This window comes from Vibrio sp. 970 (assembly GCF_033339075.1).
In genome coordinates this window covers 1-25,489 of record NZ_JAWOTW010000015.1, presented here as the reverse complement: position 1 = coordinate 25,489, position 25,489 = coordinate 1, and the positions used below count along the sequence as shown (strand labels likewise).

Sequence of the window (25,489 nt, the reverse complement as noted above, 5' to 3'; positions counted from 1 at the left end):
AATAAACGTGAATTATAATGTGGGTTTATGGTCGAGTAGTGTAAGTGTTGGTATGTCTATGTAAGGGGGAGGGGCGTTTGTGTAAAAAAAGAGCCAGTTGATAACACCAACTGGCTCTAGAGGTTGATAAAGGCATGATTACATTGCGGCTTTCTTCGCTTCTTCGACCCATGCGTCGAACTTTTTCTGGTTCGCTTTGATCCAACCATTTACATGAGACTCGATGTCCGCTGAGCTGTTCTTACCTTGGCTCATCATCATATTCTGAGCACTAACATCATTGATATTTAGTTTGATGATTTCAAATAGCTTCGCAGCAGCAGGGTTTTTTTCCGTAAACTCTTTATTGGCAACGATGCGCATAGAGTTCATCTCGAAGCCGTAGTTCTTACCGTTCTCTAGTGTCGTATCAATGTCCTTACGCTCACCAGGAAGTGAAGAGAATGGCACTTCTAACCACACAACATCTTTCCCTGGAACTAAAACGCCACTTACCCAGTACGGTGTCCAAGTGTAGTAAAGAATCGGATCGCCTTTTTTGTAACGTGAGATCGTATCAGCGATAATCGCCGCGTAGTTACCTTGGTTGTGTGTTACTGTGTCACGAAGTTTGAAAGCATCCAACTGATGCTCAACAACCATTTCACACCCCCAACCTGGGTTACAACCAGTTAAGTCCGCTTTGCCATCGCCGTTTGCATCGAATAGCTTCGCCAATTTTGGATCTTTTAACTGACCAATGTTAGTGATGTTATATTTTTCCGCGGTTTTCTTATCGATCAAATAACCTTGCGCAGCACCACTTACATATTGGCCTTTACGGAAGAACTTATCATCACCGCCCGACATCGTGTACTTATCGGCGTGAAGAGGGAACCAACCAACCGCTAAGAAAGTAGCATCACCTTTAGCAATAGAGGTGTAGCCTACGTTGTAGTCCACTTCTTTGGTCGGTTTAACATCGTAACCAAGCTCTTCAAGTGCGCGGTTTACGATCAACGTTTGAAATGTTTCTTCTGCAACGGTTGATTGAACAGGCTGAACAGTGACACCTTCACCCGGTAGTTCACTTGCCACACCATAAGTTGAAAATGCGATAGTACTTAGAGCTCCAACAGAGAGCGCTTTCTTCCATGAATTATTCATTGATGTTTCTCCTAAGTTTTAGATCGTCTTGGTTCGTCTTTGTTTTCAGTTTTAATAGGTATGAAACAGGACCTGTGTGATACCAGCGAAGTTTAGTGTTGCCCGCATTAACCCCTAACACCTGGGTGATACGGTCTAACAAAATCGCAAGAATAACGATGCCTAAGCCACCAACGGCAGCAAGACCCATATCAAGTCGGCCAATACCACGAAGTACCATTTGGCCTAAGCCGCCAACAGCAATCATTGAAGCAATCACTACCATAGAAAGTGACAGCATTAAGGTTTGGTTTACACCTGCCATGATAGTTGGTAACGCCAACGGTAACTGGATGCGATAAAGCATCTGTTTTTTGTTTGCCCCGAAAGAGTGGCCAGCTTCGATAAGCTCTTCAGGTACTTGCTGAATACCCAAAATAGTCAGGCGCACAACGGGAGGCAGGGCGAAAATGATCGTTACTACTACGCCAGGAACGTTACCAATACCAAACAACATAACAATTGGCACAAGGTAAACGAACGCGGGAGTCGTTTGCATTGCATCTAATATTGGCCTAACAAATTTGGCAGCGGTTTGGCTCCTTGCCAACCATATCCCCATTGGTAGCCCTATAAGCAAACAGAAGAAAACGGCGGTTAACACCAGTGCTAGCGTTGTCATCGCTTGTGACCACGCACCAATTAGGCCAATGAAAACAAGGGATACAAGAGTAGAAAAACCAAGTTTTACATTGGAAAACTGCCACGCTAGCAAAAACAAAATGAGTACCATTATAGGCGCAGGTGTAGACACCAAAGCAGTTTCAAACGACGTTAGAATAAAGTCGATTGGAACTCGTATTGCTTGGAAAACAGGTCGACCATGTTCCACCAGCCAGTTCAAACCGGACTCTACCCAGCTATCGAGGGGTAAAACCGCATCTTGGAATGGGTTCATAATATCGAATGGCGCTTGCTCTACAGTTTCTGAGTTGAGCCAATCATTACTTGGTGCGGCCTCTGTACCTTGCGACCAAGGATCATCTTGCGCAGGAGCAGTATTTGACCAGGGATCATTGTTAGTTTGCTCTGAAGACATCGTGTTAATCCTTATCTAGTGTTTGTAGAAGACGTGATTTAGTCACGACACCAAAGTAAGTTCCTTTCTCATCTACGACAGGCACGGCATAAGGAACACCAGCAACCAGACCCAAAATGTCATTAATTGACTGATCAGGCTGAAGAGTAACTTCATCCGGTAATTGAGCACTGGCTAACGAACGGTTTTCTTTATGAGCCAAACGTAGTGAATCAAGAGATACGATGCCAGAATATCGGCTAGATTTATCGACGACAATGCCGTAATCACGGTCGTGATCCATCAGAATCTGCATCGCAGAGCCTGGACCGTCATTTTCCGATTTCTTAAAAACAGCCGCTGGCTTCTTGCGCGCGATATCTTTTGCTGTCAAGACACTTGCGATGTTTACGCCGCGGAAAAACGCTTCGACATAATCATTTGCTGGACTGTGTAATATTTCATCAGGTGTACCAACCTGAACAACCTCACCGTTTTGCATGATGGCGATACGGTCGCCAATGCGCATTGCTTCATCCAAATCATGAGAAATGAAGACAATTGTGCGTTTGTCATCGTTCTGTAGACGAATAAGCTCATCTTGCATCTCAGAACGGATCAATGGGTCTAAAGCGGAAAATGCCTCGTCCATTAATAGGATGTCAGGATCACAGGCTAACGCTCTCGCTAAACCAACGCGCTGTTTCATACCACCGGATAATTCGTCAGGGAAAGATTCTGCATAAGGGTCTAAACCCACTCTTTCTAAGGCGGAAAGGGCACTTTTCTGACGCTCATTAACGTCGATGCCGGCAAGTTCTAAACCAAAGGCGGCATTTTCAATCACCGTCATGTGTGGCATGAGTGCGAAACTTTGAAACACCATTGAGATATTGTTACGACGAACTTCTCGAAGTTCATTTTCGGAGATGTGGGCGATATCTCTTCCTTTGAGATAAACACTACCTTTAGTCGGCTCAATGAGCCGGTTAAGAAGTCGAACAAGGGTGGATTTCCCGGAGCCAGAAAGGCCCATGATTACGAAAATTTCCCCTTCATTTATGGTGAGAGATACATCGTTTACGCCGACTGTTAAACCTGTCTGTTCAAAAATACCGTCTTTATCGACGCCTTTGTCGATAAGCGAGAAGGCTCTCTCTGGGTCTTCTCCAAACACTTTATACAGTCCCTTAACTTCCAGTATGGGATCCATGTTATCTGTCCTTTTTCGTGTGTTTATAACTGTTTAACGATTTGTACTCTAATTAATTTTAGTTCAACTTTCAACGAAAGGGGGTTGGTTAACTAGTTCTGCCGTGCATAGAGAGTTCGTTGAGCAAGGTATGTTCAATTCTTGTTTTTTATATTTAAAACAATTGCTTGTGATGTGTTTTTATCCGCCATAACGTTGCCCTGACGTAGGGTTGAATTTATTTTGAATTTTTTTGTACATTTCAACTCAACTCGCTTGCATAGATATAAGCTGTGATAGCTTAGAACTCTACATATGAAAAGGTTAGAGCTCTAATTTTTGATTAAGACTTGGTCCTGTGAAATCGGTTAGGTACTGTTATCCTTAGATTTATTTATTGCTTGATTTCACTCAGGGTGATATTTATCGCTGTAGTTTAGGCAACGTATGGAATAAAAAATGGAAGCCGAACAGTTAGAAGTGCTCAATTTCATTAGCCAGTACCCACCTTTTGATGACCTACCTGAAGAGCAGCTTAGAAAAATTGCTCTCAATGCCGAGGTTGCATACTTTCGGCAAGGAACAAAAATCCTTAACTTCGGAGATACGATCCGCGACTTGTATATGGTGAGAAGTGGGGCGGTAGAGATTTATCGGCGTAAAGGTGAACTTTACAACAGGATTGATGCTGGTGGACTGTTTGGTCAGATGGGGTTGTTGATGAACAACCGCGTACGGATGCCAGCCAAAGCGATAGAAGACACTCTCGTTTACTGTATTCCGGAAAACATCTTCAATGAACTTTGTGATGAGTTTGAAAACTTTGCGGACTACATGGAACTGGAAGATAGCGCGCGTTTGCGAAGCGCAATATCTAGCCGCTCCGAAAGCAATGACTTTACCACCGCTAAGGCACGTAAAATCTTAGCAAGAGATCCAGTAACCCTGGAGGCAACGGCTTCAATTCAGGAAGCTGCGATACTAATGGCAGAGGAAAATGTCACCTCTCTGCTCATTATTCGCCCGACAGAGGAGCTCACAGAAGAAGATGACGAACAGCTGCTTGGAATATTGACTGATCGCGATCTTTGCATTCGCGTACTAGCTCAGGGTATTGATACCAATATTCCAGTGAGTGAGGTCATGAGTTATGACGTGGTTTCATTGGATTATAACGCCTATGTGTTTGAGGCCATGTTAACCATGTTGCGTTACAACGTGCATCATTTACCAATTTTAAAAGATAAAAAGCCGATAGGAATTATTGGCATGACGGACATCGTTCGTTACGAATCTCAGAACAGCCTATTGCTAGTGAGCTCTATTTTTCAGCAAACCAGTGTCGAGGATCTCAAGCAGGTTTCTGAACAAGTAAAAGACTGTTTCGTAAGAATGGTCAATGAAGATGCCAACGCGCACATGATTGGTCGAGCCATGTCGGTTATAGGCAGTAGTTTCAAACAACGCCTCGCTGAATTAGCTGAGCAAGAGTTCGGCCCAGCGCCCATTCCTTATTGTTTAGTCGCAATGGGTTCAATGGCGAGGGATGAGCAGCTAATTGTAACGGATCAAGATAACGCGCTTATTCTCGATAACAGTTATGACGTTGAGATTCACGGAGAGTACTTTGAAAAGTTTGCTAAATTTGTTTGTGATGGTTTAGCGGCATGCGGCTATGCTTATTGTACTGGAGACATTATGGCTACCAACCCAGAATGGCGAAAAACTCGTGCAGAATGGGAAGAATGCTTTGGAAACTGGATAGACAATCCAACCCCTGAGAGATTGTTAAATAGTAATATCTTTTTTGATCTCCTCGGTGTGCATGGGCGAGTGAAGTGGGCGGAGCAATTAAGCAGCTTTATTGTGAGACGAGCGAAAAGAAATAACCGCTTTCTTGCTTGTATGGCGTATAACGCAATACGTAGGACGCCTCCACTGGGCTTTTTCAAAGACTTTGTGATGGAGAAAGATGGTCGTCATCGCAACTCGATTAACTTGAAGCGAAGGGGGACGGCTCCGTTGGCCGATTTAATACGGGTGCATTCTCTGGCAATCGGTTCGCGATCGCAAAACTCTTTCGACCGTTTAGATGACATTAATGATGCTGGCATTTTACCGAAAGGTCGAGGTTTGGATTTAAGGGATGCGATGGAGCTAATCTACATGGTTCGAATTCGTCACCAAGCCCTTGATATAGAAAATGGAGAAGAGCCAGACAACAATATTGAGCCGGAGAACATGTCTGAATTTGAACGTCGAAACTTAAAAGCAGCATTTCAAATTCTAAGTAACGCACAGAACTTCATTAAGTTTCGATACCAGAGAAGTAGCAAATGATGTGGTTCTCAAAAAAGGCAGAAAAAGAACATCCGTTGTTGGATACATCCCAGACGCCAGAGTGGTCAATGTTGTTCAAGCAACTCGCTAAAGAAGCGAAAGACGAGAGGCTCAAACGCTATTATTCGACACCGATGGTTAATGGGGAAACACCAATTGAACAAGTGCCATTTGTCTCGGTAGACTTTGAGACAACAGGATTGAACTCGGAAGAGGATGTCATTCTCACGATCGGACTTGTCCCGTTTACTATTGATCGTGTTCAATGTAATGGCTCTGCTCATTGGGTCGTTAACCCAAACAGAGAGTTAAACCACGAGTCTGTCATTATTCACGGTATCACTGACTCTGAGGTTAAAAACGCGCCGCAGCTGTCTCAGATCTTGGGTGAAATATTGGATGCGTTGTCAGGCAAAGTGGTACTTGTTCACTACAAGAACATTGAAAGGCAGTTCTTTAATAACGCCTTGCTAAATAGCATAGGAGAGGGGATACAGTTTCCTGTTGTTGATACGTTAGATATTGAGTATGCGATACAACGCCGTGAATGCAGAGGTTTTATCAATAAGTTGAAAGGCAAGAAACCCGGTTCTGTACGATTAGGGCACGCTCGTGAAAGATATGGCCTCCCTGCTTATCAACCTCACCATGCCCTGACGGATGCGTTAGCAACTGCGGAGCTGTTTCAAGCACAACTGCAGTATCACTTTAATCGAAACATGCCAATATCTTCGGTTTGGCAATAGGCGTTATTTATGGTGAAAACAATAAAATGCAATGAGAGATAGGGGGCTTTAAGATTATGATGGCGGATTGAGTAACCGCTTATAAGAACAATGTTTTATGAACATGTGCTTGGTAGTGATGAAGACGTTTCATTACTCGAACTCCGACGAAAGTAATTTAAACTTGGTCACGTATTTTTAAGGAGATTATCCGTGAGCACCGATAATAACGGTGGCATTCAACGCCCCGATGGAAAAGTAAACGCAATAGATACTGACTATCAAATTGGTCAGGATAACGTTGCGCTAAAGGTAGGCCCATTTGGCCTTGATATTCACAACCGTGTTTTTGCAATTTCTGGCTTAGCAATCGTCATGTTTGTTGTGATAACACTATTATTCCGAGAACAGGTAGAGCCGTTTTTTGCAGACCTACGAGCGGGTTTGTTACACAATTTAGACTGGTTTTTTCTCGCTTCAGGTAATATTTTTGTCATTGTCTGTGTCGGATTGATCTTCACACCATTGGGCCGTGTGCGAATCGGTGGTACTGAAGCAACACCGGATTACTCCTATGCCGGATGGTTGGCAATGCTATTTGCTGCAGGTATGGGCATTGGTCTCGTGTTCTTCGGTGTATCAGAACCGATGTCCCATTTTAGTTCTGCGATTGGTGGCGTGAGCGTTGAGAATGGTGTACGTACTGACTGGGCACCGCTAGGTGGTGCAGAGGGCGATGCAACTGCAGCTTCGGCATTAGGGATGGCTGCGACGATTTACCACTGGGCACTTCATCCGTGGTCAATATACGCGCTCTTGGCTCTTGGGCTGGCTATCTTTTCATTTAACAAAGGTTTGCCACTCACCATGCGCTCAATTTTTTACCCTTTGTTTGGTGAGCGTGTATGGGGTTGGACTGGTCATATTATCGATATTCTTGCAGTGGTAGCGACGGTTTTTGGTTTAGCAACATCGCTAGGCTACGGTGCATCTCAAGCCGCAACGGGTTTGAACTTCCTGTTTGATGTCCCAATGACCAATACGACGCAGGTTATATTGATTATTGGTATTACTGCGCTCGCTTTAATCTCTGTTGTGGCTGGACTCGATAAGGGCGTGAAAATCTTATCTGAAATCAATATGGGTCTTGCAGCACTGCTATTGCTATTTGTTATTGTTGTTGGCCCGACGATTGCGATTTTAACTGGTTTCTTCGAGAACATCGTTTCCTATGTGGCTAATATCCCTGCCTTATCTATGCCATTTGGACGAGAGGATGTGAATTACTCTCAAGGCTGGACGGCGTTTTACTGGGCGTGGTGGATTTCTTGGTCACCATTTGTGGGTATGTTCATCGCACGTGTGTCTCGCGGTCGTTCAGTTCGTGAGTTTATTATTTGCGTTATTCTTATCCCATCTTCAGTTTGTGTGTTATGGATGACGGCTTTTGGCGGTAACGCAATTAGCCAATACGTTAATGATGGCTACGAGGCGGTGTTTAACGCAGAACTGCCTTTAAAACTTTTTGCCATGTTAGATGTTATGCCATTGGCTGAGATAACATCTTTTGTCGGCATTATCTTAGTCGTGGTGTTCTTCATTACCTCTTCTGACTCAGGATCACTGGTTATTGATACTATTGCTGCGGGCGGTAAGGTCGATGCACCAACGCCACAACGCGTGTTCTGGTGTACGTTTGAAGGTTTGGTTGCGATTGCATTGATGTTGGGTGGTGGTCTAGCTGCTGCTCAAGCAATGGCGGTGACGACTGGTTTACCATTTACTATTGTTTTGCTTGTTGCAACGGTATCTTTGATAAAAGGTTTGATGGATGAACCTCGTCCAAAGGCGGTTTCTAAGAAATCAAAATAACTAGTATCAGCAGTTAAATTATTGATAAAAGCGGTATGCGAAAGCATGCCGCTTTTTTTTGGATTTCTATTTTTCTCTGAGAAATGAACAGCATGGAAAATGGTCTTATTCTGGTTGTTTTTTGTACTGCGCATTTAGGTGACTATTTAATAAATTAGACCTCGAACTATTTTAACTTTTGGTTAATAGGCTTGTTTTTGTGATATATGTCACAAAAATACCGATAAAAAGGCGGATTATTTGATTTTTAGTCGCGAGGGATGCCCATAATAAAAAGGAAATTTAATTAGACCTCAAAGGATATGTATTTTCACATGATCACATCAGCACCTTGGGTCCTTTATCCAGAGATTGGAGAAGACTCAAGTAAAAAATGGATTTTTCGTGAGCCTAAAATCTCTGATGGTGACGACATTTACAGCTTGATTGCAGACTGTCCTCCATTGGACATGAACTCATCTTATTGCAATTTCCTACAGTCTACGCATTTCAGCAAAACCAGTATTTTGGTTGAGCAAAAAGGCGAAATCGCAGGTTTCATTTCCGGTTATCAGAAACCAGACGAGCAAGACGTTTTATTTGTCTGGCAAGTTGCAGTCTCACCTCGCTTTAGAGGTCATGGTTTAGCATTCCGCATGTTGAAAGAACTTCTCACCCGAGAGGAATTAGGCGGTGTTAAATCGGTAGAAACTACCATCACGGAAGATAATAAAGCCTCTTGGGCACTGTTCAAAAAGTTAGATGCGATGAACGGCAATTCTGGCCAAGTAAGCACATTTTTGGATGAAGAAGCCCACTTTAAAGGCAAACACGATACAGAATATTTGTATCGCATTCCTCTCAAATAATCCTCAAACAATAGGAATTAAAAACGGTCTCATCATGGATATTTTCAAAAAGCAGGAATCCAACGTACGCTCATATTCAAACAATTTCCCGGTCGTTTTTCGTAAAGCGAAAGGCTGCTGGCTAGAAACAGAACAAGGTGAACGATACTTAGACTTCCTTGCTGGAGCGGGATCTCTAAATTATGGCCATAACAATCCAGTACTAAAACAAGCGTTGCTTGAGTACATTGAAATGGACGGTATTACTCACGGTTTGGATATGCACTCAGAAGCGAAAGCATCGTTTCTGGAAGCGTTGGATACTTACATCCTTAAACCAAGAAACTTGGATTACAAGGTTCAGTTTACGGGCCCAACAGGCACTAATGCTGTTGAGGCGGCATTGAAGCTGGCTAAAAAAGTAAAAGGCCGCGACAGCGTCGTTGCGTTTACTAACGGTTTCCATGGTTGTACTGCTGGCGCACTGGCTGCAACGGGTAACCAGCATCACAGACAAGGTAACGGTTCTAGCCTAAGTAACGTCACTCGTATTCCATTTGAAGGTTACGCTGGCGTAGATGGTCTCGCGCTGTTCGAAACCATGCTAAATGATAACTCTGCAGGTATGGATAAACCAGCCGCTGTACTTCTTGAAACTGTGCAGGGTGAAGGTGGTTTAAATGCTGCTTCAAACGAGTGGTTACAACGTTTGAGCAAAATCTGTAAAGCCAATGACATTCTTGTGATTGTCGATGACATTCAAGCAGGTTGTGGACGTACCGGTACTTTCTTTAGTTTCGAGCCGTCTGGTATCCAACCGGATATCGTGACGCTATCGAAGTCGATCGGTGGTTACGGTTTGCCGATGGCTGTCGTATTACTTAAGCCTGAGCTTGACCAGTGGAAGCCAGGCGAGCATAACGGTACGTTCCGTGGCAATAATCACGCCTTTATTACTGCTGCAAAAGCACTAGAAATTTACTGGGCAAACGATGATTTTGAAACACACATCAAGCAGTGTTCAGACAAGGTAAGTGCTGTTATTGACCGTTGTGTTCGTCGCTTTCCACAAATGTTTGTGCAGAAAAAAGGCCGCGGCATGATGGTTGGTATTGAATGTATCAATGGTGACATGGCATCTGAAATTGCGAAAAACTGTTTCGAGAATGGAATGGTGATAGAGACAGCGGGTCCAGACGATGAAGTTGTGAAGTTCTTCTGTCCACTAACTATCAGCGAATCAGAGCTAGATCAAGGACTAAGCATCTTTGAAAATGCAGTAGAGACTATCGCTGCGAAACATTTCAAACAAGCATCTTAATAAGGATTTTAATTATGATCGTCAGAACTCTAGATGAATGCCGCAACAGCGAACGACGTGTTGTTTCAGATAACTGGGAAAGTGTCCGCATGTTGTTGAAAGACGACAACATGGGTTTCTCTTTCCACATCACAACGATTTATGAAGATACAGAAACTCATATTCACTATCAAAACCACCTTGAATCGGTGTTTTGTATGAGTGGTGAAGGTGAGATTGAAGTTGTAGGTGGAGAAACGTACCCAATTAAACCAGGTACATTATACATCCTTGATAAACACGATGAGCACTACTTGAGAGCTTATAAGAATAAAGAAATGGTAATGGCGTGTGTGTTTAACCCACCGATTACTGGCGCTGAAGTGCACGATGAAAACGGTGTTTATCCTCTCGTTGACTAAAAGATGATGGTGGGGTGCTTTGCCACCCCACACTTAACTATCTCTTCTTTTTTCTTTTTAAAGTTACCAATCAAAAAAAAGGCTTATCATGACATTTACCGTAGAAAAAATCGGCGGTACATCAATGACAGCATTTGATGCTGTTCTCGACAATATTATTCTTCGTCCCAAAACACCATACAATCGTATTTTTGTCGTATCTGCATACGGTGGTATGACCGATGCGCTGCTTGAGTGTAAAAAAACCAGTAAACCAGGCGTTTATCAGCTTATCGCGAAACGCGACGACAAATGGGAAGAAGCGTTAGCGTACGTTGAAAGCCGTATGTTGCTGACCAATGAAAATATTTTTGCGGACCCAATGAATCGTATCCGTGCGGATAAATTCATTCGCTCCCGCATTGCTGAAGCGAAAAACTGTATCGCGAATATTTTAGAAACCTGTCAGTACGGTCAATTTTCGTTGCGCCAGTACTTGCCTCAAATTCGAGAGTTTCTCTCGTCTATCGGTGAGGCACATAGTGCTTACAACACAGCACTAAAACTAAAAAATATGGGTATTAACGCTAAGTTCGTTGACCTGTCTGGTTGGGATAATCAAGCGCCAAGAAGCCTTGATGAGTCGATCAGTGACGCGTTTGCTGATATCGATGTATCAAAAGAACTGCCAATCGTGACAGGTTATGCTTACTGTAAAGAGGGCCTAATGCACACTTATGACCGAGGTTATAGTGAGATGACATTTAGCCGAATTGCAGCAATAACAAAAGCGGATTTAGCAGTAATTCACAAAGAGTACCACTTGAGCTCAGCAGACCCACGCGTTGTTGGTCCTGAAAAAGTATTACCAATTGGTAGTACAAACTATGACGTAGCAGACCAACTTGCGAACCTTGGCATGGAAGCGATTCACCCAAATGCCGCTGCGGGTTTGCGTGAAAGTGGTATTGAGCTACAGATTAAAAATACATTCGAACCTGAACACGAAGGTACTTTGATCTCTTCAAGCTACCGCCCAGAAGAAGACAAAGTCGAGATTATCGCAGGTAAAGAAAAAGTATTTGCACTGCATTTGTTTGACCAAGCAATGGTGGGAAAAGCCGATAACGTTAGTTATGAATTGATGGAAATCATCTCCGATGCTCGTGTAAGTTTGGTTGGTAAAGAGATGAACGCGAACTCTATTACTTATTATCTAGGTGGCAGTACTGATAGCTTAAACAAAGTATTGTATAAAGCCGAGAAACGTTATCCGAATGCCTCGATTAAAGGCCGTATGGTCGCGCTTATCTCAGCCATCGGTTCACAAATTGATACCAACAAGACGTTGGCAAAAGGTGTACTTGCATTGATGAATAATGGTGTTACGCCAGTTGCACTGCACTCATCATTGAGAAATGTAAATGTGCAATTTGTTGTCAGTGATAAGGAATACCAGCACGCGATTTGCGCATTGCATGATGAGTTTTTCCAAAGTAGCAGTTTAGCTAAATCGGTTAATGTGGCTTAGTTTATCCACGGTTAAAATACAAAGGAGAGCAGGTTAGCTCTCCTTTTTTTGTTTTTCAGTTTGTACTCACAATGCCCACTTTGTATAGGCTAAACAGGCGATTTAAGTAAGTTCCTATGTGGCGATACACATAAGCCAGCAGAATGGTCTGCTGGCTTAATGTTACTGATTAACTAACGTTAACTTAGTTTACTTAAACTTGCTGATTTCTTGTTCAACTTTGTCTAGTTGTTGCAGCTTCTCTTGCATTTTTAGAGAGTCGTAGTTTAGTGAAGCAGGGTTCATCGCTGTGCCACGTTGCATTGGGTATTCTGGAAGTGTTTTAAAGAACTCTCCCACAACGTCTTGTACAGGTACAAATAGCCACATGTTGTCAGCCATCCAACGCAAGTACATTTGTGATTCGCTTGGGCCTTTTTCGAATGGGTCAGCACGTAGATGGATGATTTTAGGCCAGTTCGGAGCAAAACGAACTGCGTTACTTAGGTTCCCTTCAAGCGTTGCAAAGTGAAGTTTCCAGTCATTCCAGCGGACAGCGTTTAATTCACCATTAGACGTAAAGTAAAGCAGCGACTCACGAGGGCCTTTTTCTTCCTTACCTTCAAAGTATGGCATGAAGTTATAACCATCTAAATGTACACGCCACTCTTTGCCATTTGCTTTGTAGCCTTCTGCCAGTTTTTCTTTTACATCAGGTACGCCAGCAGCTGCCAATAATGTAGGCAACCAGTCTTGGTGTGCCATCATTTCATTGATCTTGGTTCCTGGCTTAATGACGCCTGGCCAACGAACCAGTTGAGGAACACGCATACCGCCTTCCCAAGTTGTACCTTTTTCACCATGGAATGGTGTTGCGCCACCATCTGGCCAAGTCATGGTTTCTGCGCCGTTGTCCGTTGAGTAGATAACGATAGTGTTGTCTGCAACACCTAGCTCATCCAGCTTGTCGAGTAAAACACCTACATGGTCATCGTGTTCCAGCATACCATCGGCATAAATGCTTACACCTGATTTGCCTTGGTATTTTTCCTGCAAGCGAGTCCAAACGTGCATACGAGTGGCGTTATGCCAAATAAAGAAGGGTTTATCCGCTTTAACTGATTTTTCCATAAATGCCAAAGAGCTTTCTAGGAACTCTTCATCTGCGTGCTCCATACGTTTTCGTGTCATCGGGCCAGTGTCTTCAATCTTACCGTCGGCATAAGACTTAATGACACCACGAGGGCCATAGTTTTTACGAAACTCTGGGTCTTTAGGGTAGTAATAAGTTTCAGGCTCTTCTTCTGCGTTTAGGTGGTATAAGTTACCGAAGAATTCGTCAAAGCCGTGTTTTGTCGGTAAGTGCTTATCTTGGTCACCTAAATGGTTTTTACCAAATTGACCCGTCATGTAACCTTGTTCTTTTAACAGGTCTGCAATGGTTGGCGCCCAATCAGGTATGCCGTGGTCAGATCCTGGCATACCAATTGTTAACAAACCCGTACGAAATGGCTCTTCACCCGTAATAAAGGCAGCGCGACCAGCAGTACAAGACTGTTGTCCGTAGTGATCTGTGAACAACGCACCTTCATTCGCGATACGGTCGATGTTTGGCGTTTTGTAACTCATCATACCTTGGTTGTATGCGCTGATATTCCAGTAGCCGATATCGTCACCAAAAATTGCCAGAATATTCGGTTTGTCGGCTGCCATAGCAGCACTGGACGCCGCTAACAGTCCTGCGCCTACAGCGATTTTGCTCAATTGATTTGCCATAAAAACTCCAGATTGTTGAGAGTAAAGATAAGCACAAGTGAGCCTTATGCTTAGTTGCTGCATAAGTTAATGATGTATATAGAAAAATCCTCTTATACTCGATATAACCATAAGTTATTGCTAGGTTGTAACCATTTGTTAATTAAAAAGAAATAGGATTGTTCTGTTAGTTTGTAGAGATTCGTAAAGTAGATTTAGATCACTTAAGAGCCTTATTTTTATTGCGTAGTAGAAGAGGGGATGGAAATGAAAAACAATAGGATGCTCGCTTATTTTACGGTCCTAAAGCAATACTAAAGTCGTTATGTATTGCTTGTAATTATTTGTATAACCAGTGATTTAGTGTCTATATTGATTTAGGTTGTACATTATAAATATAAGGATATCTATGAGTCAGTGGGTAGGCCGGTTTCGCATTTTATTGCTGGTCAACGTTGTTGTCAGTTTTATGGCTTTTTCTCAAGAGTTATTCACAGAGAAACCAAATATTCCTTCAGGCTTAAATCCAGAATATGCTGGCACACAAGCTTGTATAGATTGCCACCAAAACGAGGTGGAGGCCTGGAAAGGGTCACATCACGATATGGCCATGAAGCATGCAAGTACAACCTCTGTGCGTGGTGATTTTGATAACCATGTTGTAACGCACAAAGGAATGCCTAATCGTTTTTTTAAAAAAGGCGACGAATTTTGGGTCAATATTCAAGGTGCTGACGGGCAATGGCGTGACTATAAGATCAGCTATACATTTGGCTGGGAGCCATTACAGCAGTACATGGTCGAGTTTGAAGATGGCCGCGTGCAGCTTATTCCTTTTGCTTGGGACACAAGAGCTAAAGTTGAAGGGGGACAGCGTTGGTTTCATCTTTATCCAGAAACGACAACAACGGATGAATTCTATTGGACCAATACCGGGCAAAATTGGAACTTCATGTGTGCTGATTGCCATTCAACGAACCTAAAGAAGAATTACGACGCTGACAAAAACACTTACAACAGCTCATGGTCAGAGATTAATGTGGGATGCGAAGCATGCCATGGTCCCGCTAGTCAGCACATAGAACTGGCCAAGAAATACAAAAATGCTGGCACTTCTTTTGAGCATGACAGCCATTATGGCTTTGATCGAAATTTGTCTAAAGCAGTGTCGGATTGGGTGTTTGAGGAAGGCCATAGTACGTTACAGCCGAAATCAATTGAAGCAACCAATCAAGTGCAAACATGCGCTCAATGCCATAGTCGCCGAACCCAGTTAAATGAAACAGGTGATCATGTTAAAGGTTCTTTTTTTGATAAATATCGCTTAAGTCTTATAACACCTGAACTCTACTATCATGATGGACAGATTTACGACGAAGATTATGTTTATGGTTCGTTTCTTCAATCTGAAATGGCGGAGAAGGGGGTCACGTGCACTAATTGCCATGATCCACACACGGCAGAGTTAACGATCCCAGAAGAGGCAGTATGTTCGCAATGCCATATTGCATCGGAATATACACCTGAAAAGCATACCTTTCATAAGGCTGGATCTGAAGCATCGCAATGTACGACTTGTCACATGCCAGAAACGACTTACATGCAAGTCGATCCTCGTAGAGACCACAGTTGGCATATTCCACGACCGGATTTGAGCAAACATATTGGAACGCCCAATGTTTGCATGTCATGCCATGAAGATAAAAGCAATCAATGGGCCGATGAACAGATAGCAGAATGGTACCCGAATTCGAAGTATCGTAATCAGCAACATTTTGCTGTCGCATTTTATGCGGATTCAATTGGTCATCAAGGAGCAGCAAATGCGTTGGCATACTCTGCTCAGGATTCGTCGTTAAAAGACATTATTCGTGCTTCAGCCCTGGAGAGAATGGGGGGCAATACTGACCAAAATACAACAGTATCTTTGGCTAGGGCCGTTAAGAATGAGAATGAAATGGTTCGATTAGGGGCAATTTCAGGCTCGTCTGGTTATGAATTTCATGATCGGTGGCGGATTCTAGAGCCATTGCTTGGTGACCCGGTGCTTTCAGTGAGAGCGGAAGCTGCCTCGGTGCTGGTAGCGAACTACGCACAAATGACCCCTTTACAAAAAGATATCATTAAATCGCCTTTAGAAGAGTACATGGAAATTCAAGGGTTTAATGCCGATCGTGGTTTCGGAAGAACCAATTTGGCGAATGTGTACCGCAGCTTAGGTGAAATCGACAAAGCGGCCGAGCTGTATAAACAAGCGATCAGCATCGAACCCTATTTCGAAAATAGCTACGTTAACCTAGCAGATTTGTATCGTCACCTAGGTAAAGAAGAAGCTGCGCTCACGGTGCTACAACAAGGGATGAAAGCTCAACCTAAATCCAGCACATTACCATACAGCGCAGGTCTTTCTTTGTTACGTCAAGGCAAAGCCGATGATGCGAAAAAGCTACTTAGACGCGCCGCAGAAGTTGGTGAAACTAATGCGCATTATTGGTACGTGTACGGTCTAGCTTTAGAAAAAAGCGATGTTCTAGAAGCCAGTAAAGCGTTGCATACAGCATTTGAAGTCGGTGGCAATCCACAACACTTGTTTGCTCAATGCGAGGTTCTAGCGAGAAATCATAAAAAAGGTGCTGTCGCTTTTGCTTTCGATAGGTGCATACAAGAGCTTAGTCACTATGCACCTAAGCAAGCTATTGATCAGCTTAAAGCCTCTATTGTTGGGGTCAATAGGAGCTAATTACCAAAAGTGGAGCTTTTATCGCTCCACTTTTTTCTTACTTAGTTTAATCAGCGTCTTTCGCTAATCTCAGCCCCATGTCGGACATGATGACTGACTGGCTAGCAAAATCGCGACGATAGTTTTCGGATTCGTCAGCATCATAGGCAAAGCTACCACCTCGTACAGACTTGTGTGCCAGGCTTTCTTTTTCATCTTTTGCGTTTACCGGATTATCACTTGGTGCTGATTTGTAATAGCCTTCATCAAACGCATCAATAACAAACTCACCAACATTACCCGTCATATCGTATAAGCCAAGCTCATTCGGTTTTTTCTGACCTACCTTGTGTGCCTTATTGTTTGAGTTACTGGCATACCAGGCAACGTCGTTAATATCATCAGACCCCGCGTAAGTGAATCCTTGACTTAGATTCCCCCCTTTCGCTGCAAACTCCCATTCTGCTTCGGTGGGTAAACGATAGTGCTCTCCCGTTTTTTCATTCAATTTCTTTATAAAATAATTGGCTTGTTGCCAGCTAATGTTATTTACGGGCGTATTTGGGTTTCTAAAATAGCTCAGAGAAGATCCTGTAACCGATTCGAATAACTCTTGGGTTACCTCAAATTTTGCCAAATAGAAATCATCCACGCGAACGGTACGAGCCGGGCGCTCGGATTTATTTGCTGATGGATTATCCGAGCCCATCATAAATTGTCCACCTTCAATAAGAACCATATCTTGATCGATTTTTTGAGCAAGAGGGCTAGGTTGTGTTGTTGCACATCCAGTCATAATTAGCGAAATCGAAATAGTGGCACCAAGGTAAAGAGTATTACTTTTGGAATGCTTCATAGGGGAGCTCCATCAACATTTATGATCAAAAAATTTTATCAGGCAAGTCTATGAAAAACAGTTATACACACTATAACAAGCGCCACGAATAATTGAACATTATCATCACACTAGGCGATTAACTTAATGATTAGTCTTAACGCCGTTGGGCGCAGGCTAGCAACTAAGAAGGTGATGAATGCACATAACTCAAGGTCCGCAGTTCAATGGGAAAGCATCCAAGCGATTACATGTCATGGCGAAACCTATCGGTGCAGTGTGCAATATCGATTGCACCTATTGTTATTACCTAAGCAAACAAGATTTACTTGAGTACAAGCCAGGCTGCTCACCAGTCATGGATGAGGAAACGCTAGAGACCTATATCCGCCAATATATAGCGGGACAGAATACACCTGAAATCATTTTCTCTTGGCAGGGTGGTGAGCCGACAATGCTAGGTTTGGATTATTTCAAGACAATTGTTGAGCTACAGAATAAATACCGTCCCGATGGCATTACGATCTCCAATGATCTCCAGACTAATGGCACACTGCTTAACGATGAATGGTGTGAGTTTTTAAAGGCGAACAACTTTCTCGTCGGTTTAAGCATTGATGGTCCAGAAATGATGCACAACGCTTATCGAACAAACCGAGCTGGTAGAGGCACATTCCGGCAAGTTATGAATGCGGTTGAACTATTACATAAGCACGAAGTAAAGTTTGCTACGCTCACTTGTGTTAACAACTTGACCAGCCGTAACCCACTTGAAGTGTACCGATTCTTGCGAGATGAAGTACGCTCCCCTCAAATGCAGTTTATTCCAATAGTTGATCAGAAAACATTCAGAACAACCGCCCCTCAAACTTGGGAGCCAAACGAGCAACTAAAGCAAGGAGATAAACGGTTGATCCCAGATCATAAAGATGCCGTTGTTGAGCCTTTTTGCGTTGCGGATGAAGCATGGGGAAATTTTCTGATCGCGATTTTCAATGAATGGGTTTTACACGATATCGGCAACGTGTTTGTTCAGTACTTTGAAGCCAGTATCGAAACCTGGATGGGCAGAAAAAACCCACTGTGTACGTTAGGTGAAATCTGCGGGAAAGGCTTAGCAATGGAGCCTAATGGTGATGTGTTTGCGTGTGATCATTACGTGTACCCAGAATATAAGGTTGGAAACATTCATCACGAAAAGCTCGATACGCTCGCTTATAGCTCTGAGCAGCAGAAATTTGGGTTTGCTAAAAGTCGTACGCTGCCCCAACAGTGCCTTCAATGTGATTATCAATTTGCATGTTTTGGAGAATGTCCCAAAAACCGTTTTATCCGTACTAGGCAAGGTGAGCCTGGTCTTAATTATCTCTGCGCGGGTTGGAAGAAGTTTTTTACCCATGTTGATCAGTCGATGGCGTACATCTTACGAGCGACAGGTAACCCAGTGGTTCACGGTAAATACAGTGACCAGATTCTACGCCAGCAAGCTACTCAAACACAGACTGTGTTTGAAATGAAGTTTTAAGATAGTCACTACGCCTGCTACAGGCCCGGAAATGAAAGAATATAGGTTATTGAATGCAAAAAATTAAGCTGCTCTCTAAATCATTACTCGTGATCTCGATCGGCATTGCTACGAGTCAAGCCGTGGTGGCACAAGAAACAACATTGCTAGACCCAGATCAAGTATCGCCGACAACGGTTGTCACTCCACAAGAAGCTCAAATGACACCGGCGCAACGAGTCGAAAAGCTGTCTTATGATGCGCAAAATAAAAAGTTGTCTTCAGAAAAACGTATTGATGCTTTACGTGAGTTAGCCAACTATCCAAGCCAAAATGCATTGGTTGCAGTTGCGCGTGGGTTGCAGGATGAAGATGCAGGTATTCGCGAAGCTGCGATCGTGGGAGCACAACCATATATGATTGAGCACCGTTGGCGTTTGATTTCACCATTATTGAGTGATGACGCCGCCATGGTGCGAATTACAGCAGCGATTAACCTCGTTCGAGATTACGCCAATTTGAGTTCAGAGCAACAGCAGTCACTTGAAGGGCCTGTTTCAGAGCTGACAGTACACTTGTCCAGTAAGAACGATAATGTTTCCAAGTTATTACTTGCAGACGTTTACCGTTGGCATCGTGATTGGGATAAAGCGGCGCTGATATACCCAGAGTTAACTAAGCTTGAGCCAAACAACTCTCAAGTTTGGTTAAGCTATGCAGACAACTTCCGAGCGCAACAGCTAGACCAAAAAGCTATCAACGTGCTTGACGAGGGTATCAAGCTAAATTCAGAAGATGCCTCGCTGCATTATTCTAAATCTCTCGCTTTGGTTAGATTAGACAAAAAGAAAGAAGCGGCGTTTGAAATAGACAAAGCTGCGACGATGGCAAAGACGAACAGTTACTTTTGGTATTTAAATGGTGTTCTGCAAGAAGAGTTAGACTTGAAGAAGTCTGTCAACGCTTTTGAGCAAGCGTATTTGATATCCGGTGCTCCAGAACAATTGTATGCCGTGTGTGACATCTATGTCAGATACGGCAACCCTAAAACGGATGACTGTTTAACAGAGCTAACGAAGGTCGCTCCCGACTATGTTATTGAAGAGCTCAACCAGAAAAAGGGACGTAAAAGTGCCTCTACATCAGTTGAAGCCAATGAACTTAAACTCTAATCGGTAAATTCCATGTTCCTATTTCAATAAAATAGTGAACCAATTTAGTGACGGTGTCACTCTTTGGTGGCCGTTGGATATGTCAGTTCAATATGCGCCTGTTTCAATTGAACTATACTTTTGATTGGATTCGCACCTAGCACCTCAATATAAGGAATTAAGATGGCTATAAAGTTAAAGACGATTGTCTTAGCAACAGGTTTTGCTCTGTCTAGTTACGCTGTTGCTGCTGATATGCAAGATCCACTTCCGTCATGGAACAACACTGACGCTAAGCAAGCTATTATGGCGTTTGTTACGAAAACAACGACCCAAGGTTCGGATTCCTATGTTCCTGAAAGCCAACGAATCGCGACGTTTGATAATGATGGAACACTTTGGGCAGAAAAGCCTGTTTATCTACAGTTGTTTTTTGCGATCGATAGAGTAAAAGAAATGGCCTCTGAGCATCCTGATTGGAAGACAACCGAACCCTTTGCTTCCGCATTAAAAGGTGACATGGAGGGGATTGGTAAACAAGGACTCGAAGGTGTAATGAAGCTTGTTATGGCAACCCATTCTGGAATGTCTACTGAACAGTTTCATCAAGAAGTTAAGGAATGGTTGAAAACGGCTGTCCATCCAACAACGGGTAGACCATACACTGAAATGGTCTATCAACCTATGCTCGAACTGCTCGACTATTTAAGAGCTAACGACTATCAGACCTACATCGTTTCTGGAGGCGGAATTGAATTTATGCGCGTTTGGGCGCCGGAAGTATACGGCATTCCAACGCAAAACATCGTGGGAACGACGTTAAAGGCGGAATATCAAAGTGTTGATGGAAAACCTACCATCCAACGCATGCCGGAAATAGACTTTGTCAATGACAAAGCAGTAAAGCCTGTGACGATCCAAAACTTCATTGGCAAACGTCCGGTAATGGCGTTTGGTAATTCTGATGGTGATTTACAGATGTTAGAGTGGACGAAAGCAGGTTCAGGTCCAAGATTTTCTGCGATTATCCATCACACGGATGACAAGCGCGAATGGGCGTATGATAAAGATTCTCATGTTGGTAAGTTAGATAAATCGTTTAAAGTAGGTGAAGAGCAAGGTTGGCTATTTGTCGATATGAAACAAGATTGGAATCAAGTGTTTAAAGAGAGCACTAAATGATAATCTTTGTTTGACCATAAATTGCTGCAACCAAACAATTGCAACGAAATAAAAGGCCTCACAATTGAGGCCTTAGTTAATTCCACAGTAGCTTCGATACCTAGGGTCTAGTTTCTAGGTTGCTGTGTCATTGTTTCTACCACTTTTTCAATACTTAACGAGCTACCTTTCGTTGCAGGGAACTCCTTAAATGTCTCTAGGAACTTACGCACGATAGCTTGAGCAGGAACGAACATCCACATTTGATCAGCGTAAAAATGTCTGACGTAAAGTGCTGCATCTGGACCGACCTCAAATGGATCCATACGAAGGTTTACAATCAAAGGCCAACTAGGTGTTTTGCGGTATGCCTCATTAATGGCACCCTCCATAATACTGAAGTGGATCTTCCAGTCTTTATAACGAACGGCGTTTAAATTACCACCAGCATCGAAGTAAAAGATTTCTTTGCGTGCGCCTTCATCAGCTTTACCAGTCAGCAGATCAAGTTGGTTGTAGCCATCTAAATGTGCTTTAAAGGTTTTGCCCGCTGCTTTATGACCCTTCAATAGTTTTTCTTTCACATCAGGTTCGCCCACAGCTGCTAGTAGAGTTGGCATCCAGTCTTCTTGTGAAAAGATATCGTTGATAACCGTTCCTGGTTTAATGTTTCCAGGCCAGCGTACCATCATCGGAACGCGGAATCCGCCTTCCCAAGTCGTACCTTTTTCGCCCTTGAACGGTGTAGTACCACCATCTGGCCAGGTAAATTTCTCAGCGCCATTATCAGTACTAAAAACAACAATGGTGTTATCTGCTACGCCTAGCTCTTCAAGTTTATCAAGCATGACACCTACTTGATCATCTAGGTCCATCATGCCATCGGCGTATAAGCCGTAACCTGACTTCCCTTGATATTCTTCACTCAAATGTGTCCAGACGTGCATACGGGTTGAGTTATGCCAAATAAAGAATGGTTTGTCTTCTTTTACTGCTTTTTCCATAAATGCCAAGCTAGCATCCATGAACTCTCGGTCTACGTTTTCCATACGCTTACGAGTAAGGGGACCTGTGTCCTCGATTTTGCCATCCGCAGTCGCCTTCAACACGCCTCGAGGTCCGAATTTTTTACGAAACTCTGGATCTTTTGGATAAAACTCAGACTCAGGCTCTTCTTCCGCGTTTAAATGGTATAGGTTACCAAAGAACTCATCAAACCCATGGTTAGTTGGTAGGTGCTCATCTTGATCACCAAGGTGGTTTTTACCAAACTGACCAGACACATAGCCGTGATTTTTAAGTAACTCTGCGATAGTAGGATCTTTCGATTGAATACCCTCTTTTGCGCCGGGCATACCAATAGTCAATAGACCGGTACGAAACGGATGTTGACCCAGAATAAATGAGGCTCGTCCGGCAGTACAACTCTGTTGTGCGTAAGCGTCTGTGAAAATGGCACCTTCATTGGCGATTTTATCAATGTTAGGAGTCTTCCCTCCCATCATACCATTGTGATACGCACTAATGTTGTATACACCTACATCGTCACCCCAGAACACAAGGATGTTGGGCTTATCGGCAGCAAAGGCTGTGGACGCAGCTAATGTACCGACCAATGCCATTACCTTTTTAATCGAGTTTCGCATGAAAATCCTCCGCGATAAATGAATCCATTATCGTTATATAACGTTACTAATTGTGTTCATCATGGCGAAGTCGAGTGAGATGACACCAAATGAGACAATGTAGTCAGTTGAATATAGTAGAGGTTTTTTGTTGCTTCCAAGTAATCCCTGTTTTTCAAAAATGTTAACTAACATGGACTAGACTTTAGTGTGTTTTAAGTGTGATAAGACGCACTTACAGGATTAAATTTCAATGAAAGGCGACACTATGAAAAATAAACTAGCAACTATCCTGTTTCTATGTATCCCGTTAGAAGTGGTTGCGGAAGAGACACCAAATGTCGTGGTAATGTTGGTTGATAACCTTGGGTGGGGGGAACTAAGTTCCTATGGGAGTACCAGAGGTGTTGAAACTAAAAACTTAGATCAACTTGCTAGAGAAGGTGTACGCCTTACTAATTTTAATGTGGAACCGCAATGCACGCCAACTCGCTCCTCATTCATGACGGGGAGGCGAGCGCTTAGATCTGGGACAGATAAGGTTGTTTGGGGAGTGCCTTACGGTATGGTGAACTGGGAGATAACCATTGCAGAGAAGTTTAAGGAACAAGGATATAACACGAGCCTTTACGGGAAATGGCATTTGGGAGACCAAAAAGGGCGCTTTCCAACGGATCAAGGCTTTGATGAATGGTATGGCATTGCAAATACGACGGATGAGTCAGAATATAGCTCTCAACCCGGTTATAAAGCTATATTACCTAAACCTCAAATCCTTTCAGCTAGAGCAGGGCAGGATCCTAAAGGGGTCAAAGAATATAATTTGGACTCACGTAGAACGATTGACAGTGAGCTAGTTGAACATGCCACAGATTTTATAAATCGAAATGTGAAAGAGAATAAGCCATTTTTCTCTGTAATTACTTTTACTCAACCACATTTACCGACGCTACCTCATCCTGATTTTATTGGTAAAACAGGCAAAGGAAATTACTCAGATGTGTTAGCTGAGATAGATTTTCGAGCTGGGCAAGTTATTGGTGCAATAGAAAAAGCAGGAATTAAAGACAATACACTAGTGATTTGGTTTTCTGACAACGGTCCAGAGTGGCATATGCCATACCAAGGCTCTAGCGGACCATGGCGTGGTGCGTACTTTACGGCTCTTGAAGGCTCTCTCCGAACACCATTTATTGCCTCTTGGCCTCACCACATCAAACCGGGCAGAGTGAGTGATGAAATTATCCATGTTGTGGATCTATTTGCCTCACTTTCTCATGTCGGTGGATACAAATTACCAAGCGATAGAACAATAGATAGTATTGATCAGTGGGCCTTTTTAAAGGGAGATAGTGAAAAGTCTAATCGAGATGGTTTTATCGTTAACAATGGCTCTGAAACCTACGCTTATAAGTGGGAAAATTACAAGATGCACTTTATTGATCAAGATATCATGCCGGAGAAAGGGCGCTCATTACAGATCCCTGAAATATACAATTTGATTGATGACCCTAAAGAGGAGTTTGATTTAAGAAATAATGCCACATGGTTATTTCCTATCATGATAGGAAAGAGAGTAAAGTTTGAATCTTCCGTTGCAACAAGCTGCGATACGATTCCTTTCCCTGCTCCATTTGGATATAAGCCCGATTGTAGCAAGGGGAATTTCAATCAATTTCCAGTGGATGGGTTACGCCAGAAGTAGTTTACCCCAATGGCTCTTTCTCGCATACATGAGGTATGTTTTTGGTTCAATATCTCATTAGAGCCATTTAGGGCCATGTTTTTTCTAGTTTCATTTGAACAGTCACATTCGTCGACCATACTTAAAGTTCGTTGTTTCATATGGGGCGAATTATGCAGCCAATACTCTACATTCAAGTCGGTAATGTTCTTTGGGCGGTTTTAAGTGACGGTTCTTGGATCCAAATGTTGCCTAACGAACAATTAGTTCCAGAAGTAGAGGTGGTTGTTCTTAATACTGACATTCTCGATATTGCATTTAATGAAGATACAACAAGTGAGGATGAATCGAGTTCGAATGATCTTTTAATTGCATCTCAAAACGGTATTGAATCCACTTTTAATCAGAGCGTTCGAGATTTTAGTGAGTCTTCTGGCGGGTTAAGTTTTGTTGCCTATATTCGCGCTGTTTTACCTGAGCAACTCGTTTCTAATGGCTATGTTACTAGGCCAGCAGTGCAAGAAAGAGAGAACCCAACTTCTGAGACTCAGGCTCCTGAGCGGTTGAATCCCGATGCTATATTAACGGTGGATATTCTTGATGGCGGCGATGGATACGAAAACCAGTTTGAAGTTCCTAGTGTCACGATTCAAGGTGACGCACTCAAGATAAGCGATGAGTGGCT

General features: G+C 43.0%; 19 protein-coding genes. 13 read left to right on the top strand and 6 right to left on the bottom strand.

Features of this window, described 5'->3' with window-relative positions:
- Nucleotides 1-138 precede the first annotated feature (138 nt).
- Genes proX through proV form a run of 3 tightly spaced genes read right to left on the bottom strand, consistent with a single transcriptional unit; the run spans nt 139 to nt 3,416 of the window.
- Nucleotides 139-1,146, bottom strand: coding sequence for a glycine betaine/L-proline ABC transporter substrate-binding protein ProX (gene proX / locus R7Q11_RS19295; RefSeq protein ID WP_054865582.1), 1,008 nt, complete (start codon nt 1,144-1,146; stop codon nt 139-141).
- Nucleotides 1,139-2,224: a glycine betaine/L-proline ABC transporter permease ProW gene (gene proW / locus R7Q11_RS19290; protein ID WP_005377778.1), complete on the bottom strand. Its 1,086-nt coding sequence runs from the start codon at nt 2,222-2,224 to the stop codon at nt 1,139-1,141. Before proW ends, proX begins: the two co-directional genes overlap by 8 nt.
- Nucleotides 2,225-2,228: 4 nt before the next feature.
- Nucleotides 2,229-3,416, bottom strand: a complete 1,188-nt coding sequence (gene proV, locus R7Q11_RS19285; protein ID WP_005377777.1) for a glycine betaine/L-proline ABC transporter ATP-binding protein ProV — start codon at nt 3,414-3,416, stop codon at nt 2,229-2,231.
- 438 nt (nt 3,417-3,854) lie between these two features.
- On the opposite strand from proV, the gene R7Q11_RS19280 reads away from it, so the two are divergent.
- The 7 genes from R7Q11_RS19280 to R7Q11_RS19250 all read left to right on the top strand — a co-directional run bounded on the left by R7Q11_RS19280 (nt 3,855) and on the right by R7Q11_RS19250 (nt 12,391).
- Entirely contained in the window at nt 3,855-5,735 is a 1,881-nt protein-coding gene (locus tag R7Q11_RS19280) for a DUF294 nucleotidyltransferase-like domain-containing protein (protein WP_005377775.1), read from the top strand.
- Nucleotides 5,732-6,481 (top strand): 3'-5' exonuclease, encoded by a 750-nt coding sequence (locus R7Q11_RS19275; RefSeq protein WP_025766719.1) that lies wholly within the window; start codon nt 5,732-5,734, stop codon nt 6,479-6,481. Before R7Q11_RS19280 ends, R7Q11_RS19275 begins: the two co-directional genes overlap by 4 nt.
- Nucleotides 6,482-6,673: 192 nt before the next feature.
- The gene (locus tag R7Q11_RS19270) at nt 6,674-8,332 is read left to right on the top strand and encodes a BCCT family transporter (RefSeq protein WP_005377772.1); all 1,659 of its coding nucleotides are present in this window, start codon (nt 6,674-6,676) and stop codon (nt 8,330-8,332) included.
- A 314-nt stretch (nt 8,333-8,646) separates the two neighbouring features.
- Nucleotides 8,647-9,180: a diaminobutyrate acetyltransferase gene (gene ectA / locus R7Q11_RS19265; protein WP_005393379.1), complete on the top strand. Its 534-nt coding sequence runs from the start codon at nt 8,647-8,649 to the stop codon at nt 9,178-9,180.
- A 34-nt stretch (nt 9,181-9,214) separates the two neighbouring features.
- The gene (gene ectB, locus R7Q11_RS19260; protein ID WP_017820939.1) at nt 9,215-10,480 is read left to right on the top strand and encodes a diaminobutyrate--2-oxoglutarate transaminase; all 1,266 of its coding nucleotides are present in this window, start codon (nt 9,215-9,217) and stop codon (nt 10,478-10,480) included.
- Between the two features lie 14 nt (nt 10,481-10,494).
- Entirely contained in the window at nt 10,495-10,881 is a 387-nt protein-coding gene (locus R7Q11_RS19255; protein ID WP_005377769.1) for an ectoine synthase, read from the top strand.
- An 88-nt stretch (nt 10,882-10,969) separates the two neighbouring features.
- Nucleotides 10,970-12,391, top strand: a complete 1,422-nt coding sequence (locus tag R7Q11_RS19250) for an aspartate kinase (RefSeq protein WP_031780981.1) — start codon at nt 10,970-10,972, stop codon at nt 12,389-12,391.
- 189 nt (nt 12,392-12,580) lie between these two features.
- Here R7Q11_RS19250 and R7Q11_RS19245 read toward each other — a convergent pair whose 3' ends face one another.
- A complete protein-coding gene (locus tag R7Q11_RS19245; RefSeq protein WP_225466638.1) occupies nt 12,581-14,146 on the bottom strand; it encodes an arylsulfatase in 1,566 nt (521 codons plus the stop codon).
- A 388-nt stretch (nt 14,147-14,534) separates the two neighbouring features.
- Between R7Q11_RS19245 and R7Q11_RS19240 the strand changes: the two genes are divergently transcribed.
- Nucleotides 14,535-16,865: a tetratricopeptide repeat protein gene (locus R7Q11_RS19240; RefSeq protein WP_225466637.1), complete on the top strand. Its 2,331-nt coding sequence runs from the start codon at nt 14,535-14,537 to the stop codon at nt 16,863-16,865.
- 46 nt (nt 16,866-16,911) lie between these two features.
- Here R7Q11_RS19240 and R7Q11_RS19235 read toward each other — a convergent pair whose 3' ends face one another.
- Nucleotides 16,912-17,640, bottom strand: a complete 729-nt coding sequence (locus R7Q11_RS19235; protein ID WP_373920819.1) for a formylglycine-generating enzyme family protein — start codon at nt 17,638-17,640, stop codon at nt 16,912-16,914.
- 238 nt (nt 17,641-17,878) lie between these two features.
- Between R7Q11_RS19235 and R7Q11_RS19230 the strand changes: the two genes are divergently transcribed.
- From R7Q11_RS19230 to R7Q11_RS19220, 3 genes are all read left to right on the top strand, one after another.
- Nucleotides 17,879-19,204, top strand: coding sequence for an anaerobic sulfatase maturase (locus R7Q11_RS19230; protein ID WP_225466636.1), 1,326 nt, complete (start codon nt 17,879-17,881; stop codon nt 19,202-19,204).
- Between the two features lie 53 nt (nt 19,205-19,257).
- On the top strand, nt 19,258-20,355 hold the full coding sequence (locus R7Q11_RS19225; protein WP_225466635.1) for a hypothetical protein: 1,098 nt from the start codon (nt 19,258-19,260) through the stop codon (nt 20,353-20,355).
- A 162-nt stretch (nt 20,356-20,517) separates the two neighbouring features.
- Nucleotides 20,518-21,516 carry an HAD family hydrolase gene (locus tag R7Q11_RS19220; protein ID WP_005385672.1) on the top strand — a complete coding sequence of 333 codons (999 nt, stop codon included), beginning with the start codon at nt 20,518-20,520 and terminating at the stop codon, nt 21,514-21,516.
- 107 nt (nt 21,517-21,623) lie between these two features.
- Here R7Q11_RS19220 and R7Q11_RS19215 read toward each other — a convergent pair whose 3' ends face one another.
- Complete coding sequence (locus tag R7Q11_RS19215; RefSeq protein WP_005377761.1) at nt 21,624-23,141, bottom strand: arylsulfatase; 1,518 nt, start codon at nt 23,139-23,141, stop codon at nt 21,624-21,626.
- A 247-nt stretch (nt 23,142-23,388) separates the two neighbouring features.
- Between R7Q11_RS19215 and R7Q11_RS19210 the strand changes: the two genes are divergently transcribed.
- Both R7Q11_RS19210 and R7Q11_RS19205 read left to right on the top strand, forming a co-directional pair.
- A complete protein-coding gene (locus R7Q11_RS19210) occupies nt 23,389-24,825 on the top strand; it encodes an arylsulfatase (RefSeq protein ID WP_225466634.1) in 1,437 nt (478 codons plus the stop codon).
- A gap of 152 nt (nt 24,826-24,977) precedes the next feature.
- On the top strand, nt 24,978-25,489 hold a 512-nt coding region (locus R7Q11_RS19205; protein WP_225466633.1), incomplete at its 3' end, for a hypothetical protein.